We start from the raw sequence: 18,061 nt of genomic DNA on the forward strand, positions 1-18,061 counted from the left end.
GGATGTATGTTTTTAAATTTTAGAAACGGATGTTTTTTTAGATAGATAAAATGATTATTTTTGTGCAACTTTTAACAACTAAATGCTTTATATGGATACTACAGTAGGAAATACTGGAACAGAAGGCAAAACTTGGGGCGGAGGAAATAAACCTCTAAAGGCAAGTTATGGTAAAATGATGATGTGGTTTTTTATCGTGTCTGATGCGTTAACGTTTTCTGGATTTTTAGCAGCTTACGGATTTTCAAGATTTAAATTTATTGGTTCATGGCCAATAGCAGATGAGGTGTTTACTCACGTTCCGTTTTTTCATGGGAATTACCCAATGATTTATGTGGCTTTTATGACATTTATCTTAATTATGTCATCTGTAACAATGGTATTAGCTGTAGATGCTGGACATCACATGAACAAGGCTAAAGTAACATTGTATATGTTCTTAACCATTATTGGAGGTCTTATTTTCGTTGGATCTCAAGCATGGGAATGGGGAACATTTATTAAAGGTGATTATGGTGCTGTACAAACCAAAGGAGGAAATATTTTACAATTTGGTGAGTATGTAACTGTTGAAGGTGAACAAAAATTTAAGCGCGTTGCTCTTGGTGACTTCGCAGTAGCAGAAGAAAAGTATAGGTCAGAGCACAACCGTAAAAACGGACTCTGGTTTGTTCAAGAAGGAACATTACCAACATTTACAGTTGGAGAAATTTATAAAGGACTAGAGTCGCACCCGAACGTTTTAGTTAGGACGCAAACCATTAATGAAGAGGGCGAAAAAACCGTATTGAGTAGGGAAGAATCTCTTATGCAAATAAAGAATAATGGTAAACTTGTTGTAGAAGGAGCTAACCTTCATGTTAATGAGTACGGAACATCATTATTTGCCGATTTCTTTTTCTTTATTACAGGTTTTCACGGTTTCCACGTATTCTCGGGAGTTGTGATAAATATTATCATCTTTTTTAATGTGATTTTAGGTACTTACGAACGAAGAGGAAGTTATGAAATGGTTGAAAAAGTTGGTCTCTACTGGCACTTTGTCGATTTAGTATGGGTATTTGTATTTACATTCTTCTACCTAGTTTAATTACAATAAAAATTTAAAATGGCACACGAACATAAATTAGCAATTTTTCAAGGTTTAGTTAAGTTTAAATCCAATACTCAAAAGATTTGGGGCGTATTAATATTCTTAACAATTATTACGGCTATAGAAGTTGTTTTAGGTATTTATAAACCAGAATCTTTGATGACCAAGGTTATTGGGATGAAACTTCTAAATTGGATCTTCATTATTTTAACCATTGTAAAAGCCTATTATATTACATGGGATTTTATGCACATGAGAGATGAAACAAAGGCATTAAGACGAATGGTAGTATGGACTGCTGTGTTTTTAATATGCTATTTAGTATTTATCCTTTTGCAAGAAGGAGGTTATGTTGAAGGTGTCTGGGAAACCGGATATACAAAAAAAGATTTTTAACACCTTATGGGTAATATAAAATAAAGTAAAGACGGTTTTTTTAAACCGTCTTTTTTATTTTTGCACAACCAAATGTGTTTGAAAGAAAACAGATTATAATTTGTGTTTTTTGACTGTGCGAACCGCATTTAATAATAAAAATTAGTACCATTTGTTATATGGAAACAAACAAGATAAGACGGAATGTAATACTAGGAATACTGTTTTTTTTACCCGTTGGTTTTTTATTAATGCTGTATCCTTCCACTCATAATTATGATCCGTTAGAAATTGTAGATGAAGATGTGTCTGATTTACAATTGTTCTCATCTAACACTGAAGATGATGTTTTACTCGAAGACCATATTACTATTCTAGGTTTCTTTGGAAATGATCCTGTTAAAAATGTCATTGCGGCTTCTAATTTGAAAGAGTTAGTCTACGATAAGTTTAAAGGGTTTAAAAAATTTCAAATTGTTATCGTATTACCTAAAGGAACTGAAGCACAAGCAAAAGCCTTACAAAAGGAAATTAATAATTATGATGACATGCGATTTTGGCATTATGTGTTTGGACAACCAAACGATATAAAAACCCTATTTAATAGTCTTAAAACAGAAGAGAGCCTAGACGATAAACTCTTTACAGATCATGTCTTTATTGTAGATAAAGATGTAAAACAAAGAGGAAGACTAGACGATAGAGAAGAAAGAGAAATAAAAAAGGAAATACCTGCTTACCCATTATATTCTTACGACTGTATAGAAGTAGCTGAAGTTAAAAATAAAATGAGTGATGACCTAAGAATCTTGTTTACCGAATATCGTCAAAAACGAAAGGGTAAATTTGATTCATCGGCAAGACGAAAAGAAGATATAAAAACAGACAAAAAATAACATTGGTATATGAGCTCTAAAAAAACAAATTACTCGTTCATTGGTATTGCCTTTATATTATTGGTTTTCGGAATTATATTTATTCCTAAAATCGTAAATCGAATAAAAGGTGGAGATGTTACTAGAACAGAGAGCAGAACAAAAGATGTGTCCAAAGATGCTAAGGGTTTTGTTTCAGATTTGATGTTCCTGGAAATTAACGGAGAACCGAAAAAGGTACCCGCCTTTTCGTTTGTTAACCAAAATGGTAAAACCGTTACAAATAAAGATTACGAAGGTAAGGTTTATGTTGTTGAGTTTTTCTTTACAACCTGTCCTACTATATGTCCTAGAATGAATAGAAACCTAGTTGAGATACAAAACACGTTTTCAGATTTTGAAAATTTTGGCGTAGCTTCATTTACCATAAACCCTGAGTTTGATACACAAGAGGTATTAAAATCATATGCTGATAACTACGGAGTTACCAACCCAAATTGGCACTTAATGACAGGAGAACAACAGGCTATATATGATTTGGCAAATGTAGGTTTCAATATTTACGCTGGCGAGAATCCAAATGTAGAAGGTGGATTTGAGCACTCTGGAAATTTTGCTCTAATTGATAAAAATGGGTATATGCGTTCTAGACAAGATAATTTTGGAAACCCTAAAATTTTCTATAAAGGTATTATTAGTGAAGAAGAAAAAGAAGATGACGATGGAGAAACAGAAGAAATAAGCATGCTTAAAGCTGATATTGCTAAATTATTAAAAGAAGATTGAAGCTATGAGTACTAATGAAAACCTTTCTAACGAAAAGAAATATAATAAGTGGATTCTTATTTTGTCAATTGCTATTCCATTGGTAGTGGCAGGCTTATTTGGTGTTAATTTACGTAAACTTGGATTTGACGTTGAACCACTAAGTTTTTTGCCTCCAATTTATGCAGCCGTAAATGCTGTTACGGCTTTAGTACTAAGTTTGGCACTATGGGCGATTAAAAGTGGAAAACGGAAATTACACGAAAGTTTAATGAAATTTGCAATATTGTTGTCTGTGGCATTTTTAGCCATGTATGTTGCTTATCATATGACGAGTGATTCTACCAAATTTGGGGGAGAAGGTGCTATTAGGTATGTATATTATGTTATTTTAATAACACATATTATCTTGTCAATTGTAGTGATTCCATTTGTGCTTATAACCTATGTAAGAGCAATTACAAGTAATTTTGAACGCCATAAAAAAATTGCTCGAATCACATTTCCTATTTGGTTGTATGTAGCTGTATCTGGAGTTATAGTATATATTATGATTTCACCCTATTATGCCTAAGTTATGAAACGACACTATGTTCTTATGCTTTTTGCATTCCTTTTTTCGGGATATTTAAATGCACAATGTGCTATGTGCCGCGCTGTTTTAGAGAGTGAGGAAGGTCAAACCACTGCAGAAGGTGTCAATGATGGTATCATGTATTTAATGGCTATTCCATACCTGTTAATGGCAGGTATAGGCTTTTTAATATATTGGAACTTTTTCCGAAGAAAAAAAGAAACAGAATAAAATACCTGTTTTACTGTAACATTTTTAAGGCTTAGTCGTCTTTTATATATCAATCAAAATATATTTCTTAACAAATACTTAGCATAAACCCTATCGGGATTTACTTAGTTTTGTGAGAATTAACCATCCATGCTATGATTCAAATCAAAGATTTGCACAAATCTTACCATATGGGGAGTAATTCACTCCACGTTTTAAAAGGCATTAACTTTGATGTTAAAGAAGGTGAACTTGTATCCATTATGGGCTCGTCGGGATCTGGAAAATCTACATTGCTTAATATTTTAGGAATGCTAGATGAAGCAGATCAAGGGCAATACATTCTTGACAATGTCCCTATTAAAGATCTAAACGAAAAAGTAGCGGCTAAATATAGAAATGAATTTCTTGGATTCATTTTTCAATCCTTTAACCTTATCACCTATAAAAGTGCACTAGATAATGTGTCTATGCCATTGTATTATAAAGGTATTAAGCGTAAAGAACGCACAGAACGTGCAATGCATTATCTTGAAAAAGTTGGACTAGCAGATTGGTCTCATCATTTACCTAGTGAATTATCTGGTGGACAAAAACAACGTGTGGCAATTGCTAGAGCATTGGCTAGTGACCCAAAAGTACTTATGGCCGATGAACCTACTGGTGCATTAGATACTAAAACGTCATATGAAGTTATGGAATTAATTCAAGGCATTAATGATGAAGGAAAAACCATTTTAGTGGTAACACATGAACACGATATTGCTCAAATGACAAAGCGTATTGTTAATCTTAAAGATGGGTTAATTATAGATGATAAAGAAATAAAACAAGTAAGAGCGTCACAACATGTTTGATATAGAACGTTGGCAAGAAATATTTGAAACGTTGAGCAAGAATAAATTGCGAACGTTTTTAACAGGACTTTCAGTAGCTTCTGGAATATTTATATTGGTTGTACTCCTTGGTTTTAGTAAAGGTATCGAAAATGGTGTGAAATCACAATTTGAACGTGATGCCACTAATTTGATTACGGTTTGGACTGGAGTGACTACAAAAGGTTACAAAGGCTTAAATCCAGGACGTTATATTCAAATGAAAAATGACAATTTCGATATAATTTCTCAAAAATATGAGGATCATATTGAATACGAAACGTCTTTGTATCCTATTTGGGGAGCTCAGGTTGCTTATAAAAATGAAACAGGGAATTATCGCGTGAGAGGAGCAATGCCTGATCATCAGTTTATCGAAAATGCCGACATGGAATCAGGACGATTTGTAAACCCTTCAGATATTGAAGATAACAGAAAGGTAGCCGTGTTGGGGCGTCGATTAAAACAAGATTTGTTTAAAGATGAAGATCCAATTGATAAGAACATCCAAATTTTTGGAATGAACTTTAAGGTTATAGGCGTATTTATTGATCCAGGAGGAGATCGGGAAGAACAACAAATTTATATCCCATTATCTACCGCACAACAGGTGTTTAATGCAGGTGATAATATTAGAAATATGTTATTTACGGTAAAAATGTCTGATAGCTTTGATGAAGCCGTAGAACTTTCTAATGGAATGGCCAATGCCATTGAGAACGAATTGAAGTTAATGCACACTGTATCTCCTGAAGACACTAGCGCTATTAGAGTGTTTAATACATTGGAGGAAGCTAAACAAATTTATGGACTAATAGGAACAATTCAAGCCGTTTTCTGGTTTATTGGTATTGGTACGATAGTAGCAGGAATAGTGGGCGTAGGCAATATTATGCTCATAATCGTTAAAGAACGTACTAAAGAGATTGGTATTAGAAAAGCATTAGGAGCATTGCCAATGTCTATTGTCGGAATGATTTTGCAAGAGGCTATTTTTGTAACCTTGATAGCAGGATTGTTTGGTTTAATTGCAGGATTGGCTCTAGTAGAAATTGCAGGACCATATATAGAAATGGATTTTATAAAGCATCCTAATGTTAATTTTAATATTGCCTTAACTACCGTGTTTTTATTAGTTTTTGCAGGAGCCATTGCTGGATTTATTCCGGCATATCGCGCAGCAAAAATTAAACCTATTGTAGCACTAAGAGACGAATAATATGTTTAGTAGAGATCGCTGGGACGAAATATTAGAAGCATTAAACGCAAACAAAGTTAGAACATTTCTAACCGCATTTGGTGTTTTTTGGGGAATTGCAATTCTCGTGTTATTGTTGGCTTTAACTAACGGTCTTAAAAATGGAGCAACGGCAGGTTTTAGTGATTTTGCTACAAATTCCATGTTTATGTGGACTCAAGGAACTTCAAAACCATACAAAGGTTTACCTAAAGGCCGATTCTTTAATTATAAAATTGGAGATGTGGCCGCAATCAAAGAGCAAATACCGAATATAAAATATGTGTCACCACGAAATCAATTGGGAGGCTTTAGAGGGAATAATAATGTAATTAGAGGAACAAAGACAGGTGCTTTTGAAATCTATGGCGATTATCCAGAGTATATAAAACAACAACCTATGGATATTATCCAAGGTCGTTTCATTAGTTATTCTGATATTGAATCCAAACGTAAGATATGCGTTATTGGAACTGGAGTTGTGAAAGGACTATATGACAAGAATGAAGAAACTTTAGGATCTTATATCAAGATTAATGGTGTCAATTTTTTGGTTGTTGGTACCTTTAAAATGAGTAATAGTCAAGGTAATAATGAAGAGGAAGCTAGTACAATTTATATCCCATTTACCACATTTGGTCAAGCCTTTAATAGGGGCGAAAGTGTAGGTTGGATGGCGATAACAGCAGAAGATGATGTCCCAGTAACCTCAATCAAAGAGCAGGTTTTTGAGTTAATGAAGTTTAGACATAAAGTACATCCTGAAGATGATCGCGCTATTGGTCATTTCGACTTATCTGAACGATTTGCTAGAATCACAGGCTTATTTACAATTTTTACACTTGTAGGATATTTTGTTGGAGCTTTAGTATTAATGTCTGGAATTATTGGAATTAATAATATCATGCTTATCGTTGTAAAAGAACGTACAAAAGAAATTGGTGTTAGACGCGCATTAGGAGCTACACCATGGATGGTTAAGGGACAAATATTACAAGAAAGTTTGGTGTTGACTATTTTATCAGGAATGGTTGGTGTATCCTTTGCCGCTTTGGTAATTTGGGTGATGAACACTATTTTAGATAGTGTTGGGCCAGTTGAAAATTTTGCAAATCCAAGCGTTAGTATGCAAGTTGTATTTACAGCCTTAATCATATTAGTGGTTTCAGGTTTACTGGCTGGTTTGATTCCTGCAAATAGAGCGACAAAAATGAAGCCTGTAGACGCATTAAGAATAGAATAAAATTATATAATCATCAACTTATGGCCTTATGTGTCGTAATCATAAAACAATAACTATCAGTCATGAAAAGAACTAGAACCATAATTATATTAGTATTAATTGTTGTCATATTTGGAGGCGCATTGTATTATTTATGGATGAAAAACCAAGAAGATCCTGTGACGTATACGTCAGAAGCTCCATCAGAACAAACAATTGTTGTTAAAACTGTTGCAACGGGAAGTATTGTTCCTAAAGAAGAAATATTAATTAAACCAAACATCTCTGGGGTTGTTGAGGAAGTTTTTGTTGAAGCAGGCGAGTATGTGAAACAAGGCGATTTAATTGCCCAAATTAGAGTTATCCCGAATGTCTCGAATTTAACAAGCGCGAAAAATAATATTGCTTCAAATAGAAATGCTTTGCAAACGGCCGAAATTAACTATAAAACTCAAAAGACCATTTATGACAGACAAAAGGAGCTGTTTGAAAAAGGGGTTATTGCAGCGAATGAATTTGACCAAGTTAACAATACATATTTGCAAGCTAAACAACGTGTGGAGCAAGCTAGAATTGATGTGAATCAATCACGACAAAATTATGATATTATCAAGACGGGAACAACCTCTGGCTTAGGTAATGTTGCTCAAACTCAGGTAAGAGCAACCGTGTCTGGAATGGTGTTAGATGTTCCAGTAAAAGCAGGAAATCAAGTTATTGAAGCTAATAACTTTAACGAAGGTACTTCTATCGCATCATTGGCCGATGTAAGGCAAATGATTTTTGAAGGTAAAGTTGATGAGAGTGAAGTTGGAAAAATAAAAGAAGGTCTACCATTAGAAATTACTGTTGGTGCAATTGAAGACGAGAAGTTTGATGCAGTATTAGATTATATCGCACCTAAAGGTGTTGCAGAGAATGGGGCTATACAATTTGAAATTAAAGGCTCATTAAAGAGTATAGATTCTACATTTATTAGAGCAGGTTTAAGTGCGAACGCTTCTATTATTTTAGAAAAGGCTGAGAAAGTATTAGCGGTTAAAGAAGCATTGATTCAATATGATAAAGACACTAAAAAGCCTTTTGTTGAAATCGAAATAGGAAACCAACAATACGAAAGAAAAGATGTCGAATTAGGTATAAGTGATGGTATTTATGTGGAGATAAAAAGTGGAATATCTCAAGACGATAAAATAAAGGTTTGGAACCAAGTACAAGGCTTACCTCAATTTGCCCAACAATAATTTTAACATTTAATGTAACACTTTAATATTTATAGAGACATATAGATAATTATGAAAAAAATAGTCAGCATATTTATTGTTTTAATAACAATTAGCCTTCAGGCTCAAACGAAAAAATGGACCTTAATTGAATGCGTTGAACATGCGTTGGTAAATAATATTTCGGTTAAACAAAGTGAATTAGATTTAGAATCTGCAGACATTGAAATGCTCACAGCGAAAGGAAACTTTTTACCAAGTATAAATGCTGGAGCTGGCGTATCAGAAAATACAGGACTTAGTTTTAACCCTGTAACAAACAATGCCCAAACAACTACATTTTTATCAGCAAATGGAAGTATTAATTTAGGATATACCATATTTGATGGCCTTAGAAATATAAGAGCCGTACAGCGTGCCGAAATATCAAAATTGGCTAGTCAATATCGCTTAGATAAAATGAAGGATGATATTTCCCTTTTTGTAGCCAATGGTTATCTTCAAGTTATATTAAATAAGGCTAATTTGGAAGTTCTGAAATCTCAAAACGAAGTCACAAATGAGCAAATCGAAAGAACAGAACAACTCGTAGAAGCTGGTTCATTACCTCGTGGTGATTTATTAGAGATCCAAGCTACAGATGCTAGCGAAAAACAGTCTATTATTAATGCTGAAAACAGTGTTAAAATATCACTTATAAGTTTAGCACAACTATTATTAGTAAAAGACTACGAGAACTTCGATATTGAAGATGGAGGATATGATATTATAGATGCAGGCATCTCAAATAAAGATGTGTCTGAAATTTTAGCACAAGCCAAAGAAACACGATCAGAAATAAAAATAGCTGAGCAAAATGTTGCCTTAGCTGAAAAGGATTTGCAGATCGCTAAAGGCGCTAACCTGCCAACTGTTTCTGCGTTTTTTGGTTATAATACACGTTATGCTAATACGACTTCTTTTACGCAAATTGTAGATCCTGATAACCCGACTACCACGCAACAAATTGGTGTCGTACAGGCTACAGGTCAATCTGTAGTATCGGAGTTTCCGAATACAATAGTTCAGGAAGTATCGGCAGATCCGTTCGTAGACCAACTTTATCAAAATGATGGTATTGGCTATGGTCTCAATTTAAATATTCCAATTTTCAATGGATTTGCTACAAAGGCTAATGTGAAAAGAAATAAAATTAATTTAGAACGTACTAAATTTCAATTAGAACAAGCCGAATTAGATTTAGAATCTACAGTATATCAAGCCTATGTTGATGCTAAGGGATCTTTAAAATCTTATGAGGCTGCACAATCGGCATTAGAGTCGCAACAATTGGCGTATGACTATGCTAAAGAACGTTATGACGTAGGATTAACCAATGCATTTGATTTTAGTCAGTCTAAACTAAGATATGATAATGCAAGAATTGAATTGAATCGTGCAAAATATGATTATATATTTAAGTTAAAGGTTCTCGAATTATATTTCGGAATTCCTGCAACAGAATTAAAGTTTTAAAACCATGACCAAAAAGACAAAAATTATTATCGGTGTTCTTGTACTGCTTATTATTTTATTAATGGCAGCAGCAAAAATGGGAGCGTTTGGTAAAAAAGGTAATTTTAAAGAAGTTAGTGTTAAAAAAGTAGCTCTTGTAGATATTGTAGAAACTGTTTCGGCCACTGGAAAAATACAGCCTGAAGTTGAAGTTAAAATTTCAAGTGAGGTTTCAGGTGAAATTTTGGATTTACCATTTAAAGAGGGACAACAAGTTAAAAAGGGAGATCTTTTGGTTCGTGTAAACCCAGATTTAATTCAATCTGCAGTAAGTAGATCACAAGCCTCGTATCAAAATGTAAGATCTGGATTAGATCAGGCAGAAGCATCACTTAGGGAAGCGAAAGCAAATTATGATAGAAATAAAGCACTTTTTGATAGAGGTGTTATTTCAAAAGCTGATTGGGATAGATCAGTGGCTGCTTTTGAAACTGCTCAGGCTGCAAGAGGTTCTGCATATTATAACGTGCAAAGTGCTGCTGCCTCTGTAAACGAAGCAAAAGACAATTTAAGTAGAACAACAATTTACGCGCCAATGAGTGGTACAATTTCTTTGCTTAATGTAGAATTAGGTGAACGTGTTGTAGGAACTCAGCAAATGGCTGGTACCGAAATTTTAAGGGTTGCTAACCTTAATAATATGGAGGTTGAAGTTGATGTAAACGAGAATGATATTGTAAAAGTTCAAATTGGTGACTCTACAATTGTTGAGGTGGATGCTTATTTAAAGAAAGAGTTCAAAGGAATCGTTACTGAAATAGCAAACTCTGCTGCAGGAACCTTAACAGCAGATCAAGTCACTAACTTTAGAGTGAAAGTTCGAATTTTGGAAGAATCATATCAAGATTTAATTGAAGGAAAACCTGAAAATTATTCACCGTTTAGACCTGGAATGACAGCAACAGTTGATGTTATTACAGATGAAAGAGATAAAACAGTTGCAGTTCCAATTAGTTCAATCGTAATTAAAACAGATACATCTTCAGTTAAGAAAGATTTTAAAGCTGTTGAAGGATCTGAAGAAATTAAACCTGAAAATGAAGAGAAATTCGAATGTGTATTTGTAAATAATAATGGCATTGCTAAATTAAGAGTAGTGAAAACAGGTATACAGGATGATACAAATATTGAAATTATTTCGGGATTAGAAGAAGGTGATGAAATCATTACAGGGCCTTATAATGTTGTTTCTAAAACATTGAAATCTGGGGACAAAATAGAAAAGAAAGGCGCCAGTCAAAAAAAGGAAGTCGCCACAAGTGAAGACTAAAATAATATAGTTTAATGTCTGTCATACTTAATATAGAAACATCCACGACAAACTGCTCAGTCTCTCTTTCTAAACAAGGAGAGACTTTGGTTTTAAAGGAGGATAACAACATTAATTATTCTCACGCAGAATCGTTACACATATTTATAGATAGTGTCCTTAAATCTGCTCAAATGAAAAGAAGTGATATCAATGCCGTTGCTGTGAGTAAAGGGCCTGGATCTTACACAGGACTGCGTATTGGTGTTTCTGCTGCTAAAGGATTGAGCTATGCTCTTGATGTTCCTCTTATTTCTGTATCAACTTTACAAGCATTAGCGTATCAAGTAAAGGCCGTTGATGCCTTTATTGTACCAATGTTAGACGCTAGGCGTTTAGAAGTTTATTCGGCGGTATTTGATAGTTCGTACAATGCAATTAGATCTATTGAAGCACAAATTTTAAATGAGCAATCTTTTTCAGACTACTTATCAAAAGGAAAGGTTTATTTTATAGGTAATGGTGTTGAAAAAACAAAGAAGCTTATATCTCATCCAAACGCAATTTTTATTGAAGGAAAACTTCCATCGGCTGGCGAAATGAGTGCTTTATCATATGAAAAATATAAAAAAAGCGACATCGAAGATGTCGCCTATTTTGAACCTTTTTATTTAAAAGATTTTATAGCTTTAAAACCAAAATCTTAGCCTTCTTTCTGAATTTCAACAGCGTGAGGATATGGTATTTCAATACCAGCAGCGTCAAGAGCTATTTTTACTTTTTCGTGTGTGCTAAAATGAACATCCCAGTAATCTTCAATTTTCACCCATGGTCTTACAGCAAAATTAACAGAGCTATCTGCCAATTCAGTTACGTTTACTAATGGAGAAGGGTCTTTTAATACTTGGGGATTAGATTCTAAAACAGACATCAGGATATCCTTTGTCTCCTTTATGTCAGCATCATAACTTACACCAAAAACCATGTCAAGACGTAGAATACCTTCCGTAGAATAATTTACGATATTACCATTAGACAACGCTCCATTAGGAATAATAACCTCTTTATTTGTTGGAGTCAATAGTTTTGTTGTGAAAATTTCAATCTCTTTAACAACACCTAACTCACCTTGAGCTTCTATGAGATCACCTATTTTTATAGGCTTGAAAATCATAATTAAAACACCTCCAGCAAAATTAGCAAGAGAACCTTGTAGTGCTAAGCCAACTGCTAAACCAGCTGCAGCTAAAATTGCAGCAAAGGATGTCGTTTCAATACCAACTGTTCCCAAAACAACAACGATAAGAACTACTTTTAATACCCAACCTAAAAGATTTAAGAGAAATTTTTTGAGACTTTCGTCATAATCTCTTTTCTCCATAACCTTTCTAACGCCTCTCAGTAAACTCTTAATTATTAGAGAACCAATAATCCATATCGCAATAGCCGCTAATACTTTCGGGCCAAAATCTACTATAAGTTCATACCCTTTATCTATCCATTTTTGTACATCCATAATATAGTTTTTAATTAGACTATAATATTAATAAAAAAACCCGAACATTTTTATTTAAAACGTTCGGGTTTTTTTAATAGTTAATTGTATTAGAGTGTATTAATATAATCAACTAATTTCATTAAATCTTCTTTTTTTGAAGTCTTAATTTTATTCGATTTTATAAAATCTAATATCGCTTTTGAATGTTTTGGAAAAGCCTTAGCAATATCTTTTTTCTTGCTAGGTATTTTAATAGCTATTCCTTTATCATTTAAAGTATAGTATACATCGTCTTTTCTTTTATATTGAGCAGGCTTCGTTTTTGCATAACTACTAGATGCTTTTTTCTTTTCGGTAAACTTAATCACTTCTTTTGCTAGAAGTGGCTTTTTACTCGATGCATCCGATAATACTACAAAGTAACCTCTTTTTCCATTTTTAGTGTCAGAATCTACATAGTTATAAGCTCGATATGCTTTATTACCTTTAGAAAACGTGATAGTAACATTTAATAAGTCTTTATTAAGAGCTTCAATATCATTGTTATCCTTTTTTATCTCCATAACATCACTAAAGGCATTATACCTTAAGCTGAATAATTTTCCATCTTTATCAGCAGAAATCTTACCAGGCATAAAGTCATTCTCTATGTAAGGTGTTCCAATAATCGAATTGTCATTCAAATCGAAAGCATAGATCAATCCAGGAGATGTTAGATTTTGTCGTGCTGGATCTTGCGCAGTTGCACTTAACGACAACATCAAAGCCATTGTCGTTAAAAAAATTGATTTTATCATAATTAGTGTTTTTTCTTTATTATAACAATAAATATGCCATGAAATATATGGCATTAACTGATGTGAATTATTTTACTTCAAAAGTCAATTTTAAATTTACTCGAAATTCTGTGACGTCATCCCCTTTAACAATGGCGCTCTGATCTTGAACATAAACAGATTTGATGTTTTTTACACTTTTAGATGCTTGTTTTACCGCTTTCCTTGTAGCATCTTCCCAACTTTTATCCGAGTTAGATAACACTTCAATTACTTTTAATACTGCCATTCTTTTTATTTTTTTTGTTAAAAATTGAATGTTAAAGATACTAAATAATAATTGAAATTAACCGTTGATAGCCTCTACAGTTTCTACTCTTCCTTTCATCATTTCCCTTAGCATATTCTCAATTCCATTTTTTAAAGTAAACGTTGAAGAAGGACACCCACTGCACGCACCTTGCAATATAACCTTGACCTTTTTTTCTTGAGGATCATAAGATTGAAACTCAATATTTCCACCATCGCTGGCTACAGCAGGTTTAACATATTCTTCAAGGATATTAATAATCTCTTTAGAAACATCATCCTGTTCCTCATATTTTGCGTCCAGGTGTGCATCACTTTTTTGTTTGGTTTCTGGAGCATTGGGATTAATAATTTCCTCACCATTTTCAATATATGACCTAATAAACTCTCGAAGTTCCATCGTAATATCATTCCAATCGGCCACGTCAAATTTAGTTATAGACACAAAGTTCTCTTCAATAAATACACTTTTCACAAAAGGGAAATGAAATAATTTGGCTGCTAAAGGAGCATATGCTGTATCATCAATAGATGTAAATTCGTGATATCTAGTTACTAGTTTTTTATTGGCTACAAATTTTAAGACACTCGGATTTGGTGTGCTTTCTGCGTAAACGGTAACAGGTACTTTCTTTTTAGTCTCACTAGCTGTAATAACAGCTTCTCCAGAATTTAAGTAGCTCTCTATTTGAGTCGCTACCTCATTTTGAACGTCGGACCATTCAACAATGTTAAAACGCTCAATGGCAATAAAGTTTCCAGAAATGTAAACTTTCTTTACAAATGGTAGGTAGAACAATTGTTGAGCAAGAGGCGATGATTTTGCCTCATCAATATTGTTAAATTCGAAACTTTCATGTTGTGTAATAAATTGGTTAGTTTCAAATTTTATTATGGTTGGATTGGTCGTTTCTTTTATTGAAATTGAATAGTTTTTCATAGGACAAATTTTTGCAAAAATACGCAACAAAAACTTCAAAAAATAGATTTTAAGAATAACATAACGATAGAAATTAAATAATTCTAATGAAATAAAAATCTTTACAGCGAGTTATTTTAGAATAAGAGTTAGGGTTTTTTAGTGTTAAACTGTTATTTTTAAAATGAATTAGAAGAAGTAATTACTTAATTTTTACTAAATTTCGCTCTTATTATTAAAAACCTCTACCTAATAACTTGACTTCTGTTTACTTTTTTTTGAGTAAAGTTCATTCATAGTTATAGTCTTCACCTGTATTTTGAAGTGAAGCGCGTAAGTTTTGTAATAAAGGTAAAACTATTTAAATCGCTATGAAAAAGCTTTACATACTCTTTATCTTTTTATCATATTTTTCGTTTGGACAAGATCTAAACATGCAAGACGGTACATTTAATAGATGTGCTCCTGATTTGTTTTTTGATTCTGGAGGTTCTGGCGGAGCTTATTCGAGTGATGAGAATCTAGTGACAACAATTTGTCCGGAAAATGCTGGCGAATTTATGATTATAAATTTCACGTCTTTTAGTACCCAGTTAAATGTCGATGTTTTAACAGTCTATGATGGAGATAGTACATCTGCTCCAGTTATAGGAACGTATTCAGGAGTTGCTGGCCCAGGTAATATTGTAGCAAGTTTACTAAATATGAGCGGCTGTATTACTTTTGAGTTTGTTTCTGATGGTACAGGCACAACAACAGGATGGGAAGCCGAGCTTATTTGTACAGTGCCCTGTCAAACAATTACACCTTCAATAGATTCTACAACTCCAGAAGCAAATGGAGGAGGAGTTATCCTTATTAATGCAGGAGATCAAGTAGATTTTGTTGGTAGTGCAACGTTTTCAGATGATGGTACAGGTGCAACTTATGAATGGGATTTTGATGATACTAATACAGCAACAGGAACCAACGTTTCAAATATATTTGCAGCTCCCGGATCATATGATGTTACTCTTACAGTTACCGATACTAACCCTTTAGGGTGTTCTGTTTCTAGAGATATAAATGTATTTGTTCTTGGCGAAAATATCGTTGTAGACCAAACCACGTTTACCGTAGAGGAATTAGTTCAAGATGTTTTAATTGATAGTCCTTGCGCTCAAGTAAGTAATATTACTTGGTCAACAGGTACGAATTTTAGTGACGATAATGGAATAGGATACTTTGCAAATGATGGTAGTATCTTTCCATTTACTGATGGACTTTTAATGACTTCAGGTGATGCTAGCCGAGTTAGAGGTCCTAATAATAATGCCTTAAGTGACGGTGGAGGCGGTTGGCCTGGAGATGCCGAATTAGATGCGGCAGTTGGTATAAATTCAAATAACGCGTCTATAATTCAATTCGATTTTGTGCCATTAGCAGATAGCATAAGTTTTGACTTTTTAATGGCTTCTGAAGAATATAATGGTAGTACTGGTGGAACTTTTGAATGTACTTTTTCTGATGCATTCGCTTTCCTATTAACCGATTTAGCTAGTGGAGTAACAACAAATTTGGCTGTTTTACCAGGAACTAACACACCAATATTAGTAACAAATATTCACCCGCAAAATCCAGGTTGTCCCGCAATTAATGAACAGTTTTTCGGTGGCTACACAGGAAATAATGCGCCTCCAATGAGTTTCGATGGTAGAACTGCAGTTTTTACGGCGCAGTCGCCAGTAACTCCTGGAAATAATTATACTATTAAATTAGTTGTTGCTGATGCATCCGATACAGCATTAGACTCAGGGGTTTTTATAGAAGCAGGAAGTTTTAATTTAGGTGGTGATTTAGGTGACGATATTACAATTGCAGCGGGTACAGCAGAATGTGGAGGAGCAACAATTACTTTAGATACTCAAGCACCTACTGCAACACACGTTTGGTATCTAGATGCCGTTGAAATCCCTGGAGAAACATCTTCAACTTTAGATGTTACCGAACCAGGAATTTATACGGTAGATGTTATTTTCTCAGGGTCATGTCAGGCAACAGATTCAGTTGTTGTAGAGTTTAAACCAAATGCTGTTGCTAATACACCTCCAGATTTATCCATTTGTAGTTTTTCTGGAACAGGGGAATTTATGCTAACAGATAATGATGATGATGTATTGGGAACTCAAGATCCAAATGATTATGTCATTACCTACCATTTAACAGCGCAGGAAGCAATGGACAATGTCAACCCATTGCCAAGTCCTTATACTAATATTTCTAATCCTCAACCTATTCACGTTCGTATTGCTGAAAATACTCAGGAATGTTTTGATTTAACCTCTTTTAATTTAGTCTTTAGTGATTTAACAATCAATGATGCTGTTACCCCAATTGACGAGTGTGATGATAATAATGATGGGTTCGCAATGTTTACGTTAACAGAAAGAGATGGGGAAGTTATTGGTGCATTAGATGCAACAACAGTAACGGTGTCTTATCATTTAACTCAAGATGATGCTAATAACGACGTAAATCCTTTACCAGTTCCTTATACAAATGTGGTTGTAGATAATCAAATTGTATTTGTAAGAGTTGAGGCTAATATAGATGCGGGTTGTTTTAATACGACGACACTGGAGTTAAGAGTTAATCCTATTCCAGTTCCTATCGTTCCTACCGTTTATGAAATTTGCGACGATAACAACGATGGTTTCGCAATGTTTGATTTAACCACTAAAGACGCTGAAATTTTAGGAGGACAAACAGGTGTGACCGTGACATATCACGAAACTCAAATGGATGCCACAGACGGTGTTAATCAGCAGGCAAGTCCGTATACTAATACAGCAGCCAATACCCAAACAATGTATGTGCGATTAGAAGATGATATTTCAGGGTGCTTCGATACGGTAGAACTGGTATTATTGATTAATCCGATTCCTGCGGTTGGTGCAATATCTAATTATGAATTGTGCGATTATAATCTGCCAGGAGATGAAGTTGAAGTATTTGATTTATCTACCAAAGATATTGAAGCCATAAATGGACAAGTAGGCGTAACAGTGTCTTATCATGAATTATTAGCAGATGCTGAAAATGGTATTAATGCTATACCAAACCCTACATTTTATTCAAACACTAGTACGCCACAAACAATATTTGTTAATATTACCAATACATCGACAGGTTGTAGCAATGTTGGTAGTTTTGACTTAATAGTGAACCCTCTCCCTGCACTTGTTGTTCCTACAGCATTAGAAGTTTGTGACGATGGTACACCAGATGGTCTAACGAGTATAGATTTAACGTTAAAAAACACAGAGAT

General features: G+C 34.0%; 18 protein-coding genes. 14 read left to right on the forward strand and 4 right to left on the reverse strand.

Annotated elements, in window-relative coordinates:
- Positions 1–91: 91 nt before the first annotated feature.
- The 13 genes from Q0787_RS18025 (at position 92) to tsaB (ending at position 11,959) form a co-directional block, all read left to right on the forward strand.
- Complete coding sequence (locus tag Q0787_RS18025; protein WP_298904474.1) at positions 92–1,090, forward strand: cytochrome c oxidase subunit 3; 999 nt, start codon at positions 92–94, stop codon at positions 1,088–1,090.
- Positions 1,091–1,108: 18 nt separating this feature from the next.
- Entirely contained in the window at positions 1,109–1,489 is a 381-nt protein-coding gene (locus Q0787_RS18030) for a cytochrome C oxidase subunit IV family protein (protein ID WP_298904475.1), read from the forward strand.
- 158 nt (positions 1,490–1,647) lie between these two features.
- Complete coding sequence (locus Q0787_RS18035) at positions 1,648–2,364, forward strand: hypothetical protein (RefSeq protein ID WP_298904476.1); 717 nt, start codon at positions 1,648–1,650, stop codon at positions 2,362–2,364.
- Positions 2,365–2,373: 9 nt separating this feature from the next.
- Positions 2,374–3,129 (forward strand): SCO family protein, encoded by a 756-nt coding sequence (locus Q0787_RS18040; protein WP_298904478.1) that lies wholly within the window; start codon positions 2,374–2,376, stop codon positions 3,127–3,129.
- A gap of 4 nt (positions 3,130–3,133) precedes the next feature.
- The gene (locus tag Q0787_RS18045) at positions 3,134–3,682 is read left to right on the forward strand and encodes a DUF420 domain-containing protein (RefSeq protein WP_298904479.1); all 549 of its coding nucleotides are present in this window, start codon (positions 3,134–3,136) and stop codon (positions 3,680–3,682) included.
- Positions 3,683–3,685: 3 nt separating this feature from the next.
- The gene (locus Q0787_RS18050) at positions 3,686–3,913 is read left to right on the forward strand and encodes a hypothetical protein (RefSeq protein WP_298904480.1); all 228 of its coding nucleotides are present in this window, start codon (positions 3,686–3,688) and stop codon (positions 3,911–3,913) included.
- A 134-nt stretch (positions 3,914–4,047) separates the two neighbouring features.
- Positions 4,048–4,749 carry an ABC transporter ATP-binding protein gene (locus Q0787_RS18055; RefSeq protein ID WP_298904482.1) on the forward strand — a complete coding sequence of 234 codons (702 nt, stop codon included), beginning with the start codon at positions 4,048–4,050 and terminating at the stop codon, positions 4,747–4,749.
- The gene (locus Q0787_RS18060) at positions 4,742–5,986 is read left to right on the forward strand and encodes an ABC transporter permease (protein ID WP_298904484.1); all 1,245 of its coding nucleotides are present in this window, start codon (positions 4,742–4,744) and stop codon (positions 5,984–5,986) included. The genes Q0787_RS18055 and Q0787_RS18060 overlap by 8 nt, the downstream gene beginning before the upstream one ends.
- A gap of 1 nt (position 5,987) precedes the next feature.
- Positions 5,988–7,247 carry an ABC transporter permease gene (locus Q0787_RS18065; protein WP_298904486.1) on the forward strand — a complete coding sequence of 420 codons (1,260 nt, stop codon included), beginning with the start codon at positions 5,988–5,990 and terminating at the stop codon, positions 7,245–7,247.
- Positions 7,248–7,309: 62 nt separating this feature from the next.
- Entirely contained in the window at positions 7,310–8,470 is a 1,161-nt protein-coding gene (locus Q0787_RS18070; protein ID WP_298904488.1) for an efflux RND transporter periplasmic adaptor subunit, read from the forward strand.
- A gap of 51 nt (positions 8,471–8,521) precedes the next feature.
- Complete coding sequence (locus Q0787_RS18075) at positions 8,522–9,964, forward strand: TolC family protein (protein WP_298904490.1); 1,443 nt, start codon at positions 8,522–8,524, stop codon at positions 9,962–9,964.
- 4 nt (positions 9,965–9,968) lie between these two features.
- Complete coding sequence (locus tag Q0787_RS18080) at positions 9,969–11,273, forward strand: efflux RND transporter periplasmic adaptor subunit (protein WP_298904492.1); 1,305 nt, start codon at positions 9,969–9,971, stop codon at positions 11,271–11,273.
- Positions 11,274–11,287: 14 nt separating this feature from the next.
- Positions 11,288–11,959: a tRNA (adenosine(37)-N6)-threonylcarbamoyltransferase complex dimerization subunit type 1 TsaB gene (gene tsaB / locus Q0787_RS18085; RefSeq protein ID WP_298904494.1), complete on the forward strand. Its 672-nt coding sequence runs from the start codon at positions 11,288–11,290 to the stop codon at positions 11,957–11,959.
- Here the strand turns inward: tsaB and Q0787_RS18090 are convergent.
- From Q0787_RS18090 to Q0787_RS18105, 4 genes are all read right to left on the reverse strand, one after another.
- Positions 11,956–12,768 (reverse strand): mechanosensitive ion channel domain-containing protein, encoded by an 813-nt coding sequence (locus tag Q0787_RS18090; RefSeq protein WP_298904495.1) that lies wholly within the window; start codon positions 12,766–12,768, stop codon positions 11,956–11,958. The genes tsaB and Q0787_RS18090 overlap by 4 nt on opposite strands.
- Positions 12,769–12,857: 89 nt before the next feature.
- The gene (locus tag Q0787_RS18095; RefSeq protein WP_298904497.1) at positions 12,858–13,547 is read right to left on the reverse strand and encodes a hypothetical protein; all 690 of its coding nucleotides are present in this window, start codon (positions 13,545–13,547) and stop codon (positions 12,858–12,860) included.
- 67 nt (positions 13,548–13,614) lie between these two features.
- Positions 13,615–13,815 (reverse strand): dodecin family protein, encoded by a 201-nt coding sequence (locus Q0787_RS18100; protein ID WP_298904499.1) that lies wholly within the window; start codon positions 13,813–13,815, stop codon positions 13,615–13,617.
- Between the two features lie 57 nt (positions 13,816–13,872).
- Positions 13,873–14,775 (reverse strand): NifU family protein, encoded by a 903-nt coding sequence (locus Q0787_RS18105; protein ID WP_298904501.1) that lies wholly within the window; start codon positions 14,773–14,775, stop codon positions 13,873–13,875.
- Positions 14,776–15,125: 350 nt separating this feature from the next.
- On the opposite strand from Q0787_RS18105, the gene Q0787_RS18110 reads away from it, so the two are divergent.
- Positions 15,126–18,061, forward strand: a 2,936-nt coding sequence (locus Q0787_RS18110) for a choice-of-anchor L domain-containing protein (protein WP_298904503.1), incomplete at its 3' end; no start/stop codon positions are given.

Origin of the sequence: uncultured Psychroserpens sp., from assembly GCF_947492715.1 — a bacterium.
Classification (GTDB): Bacteria; Bacteroidota; Bacteroidia; order Flavobacteriales; family Flavobacteriaceae; genus Psychroserpens.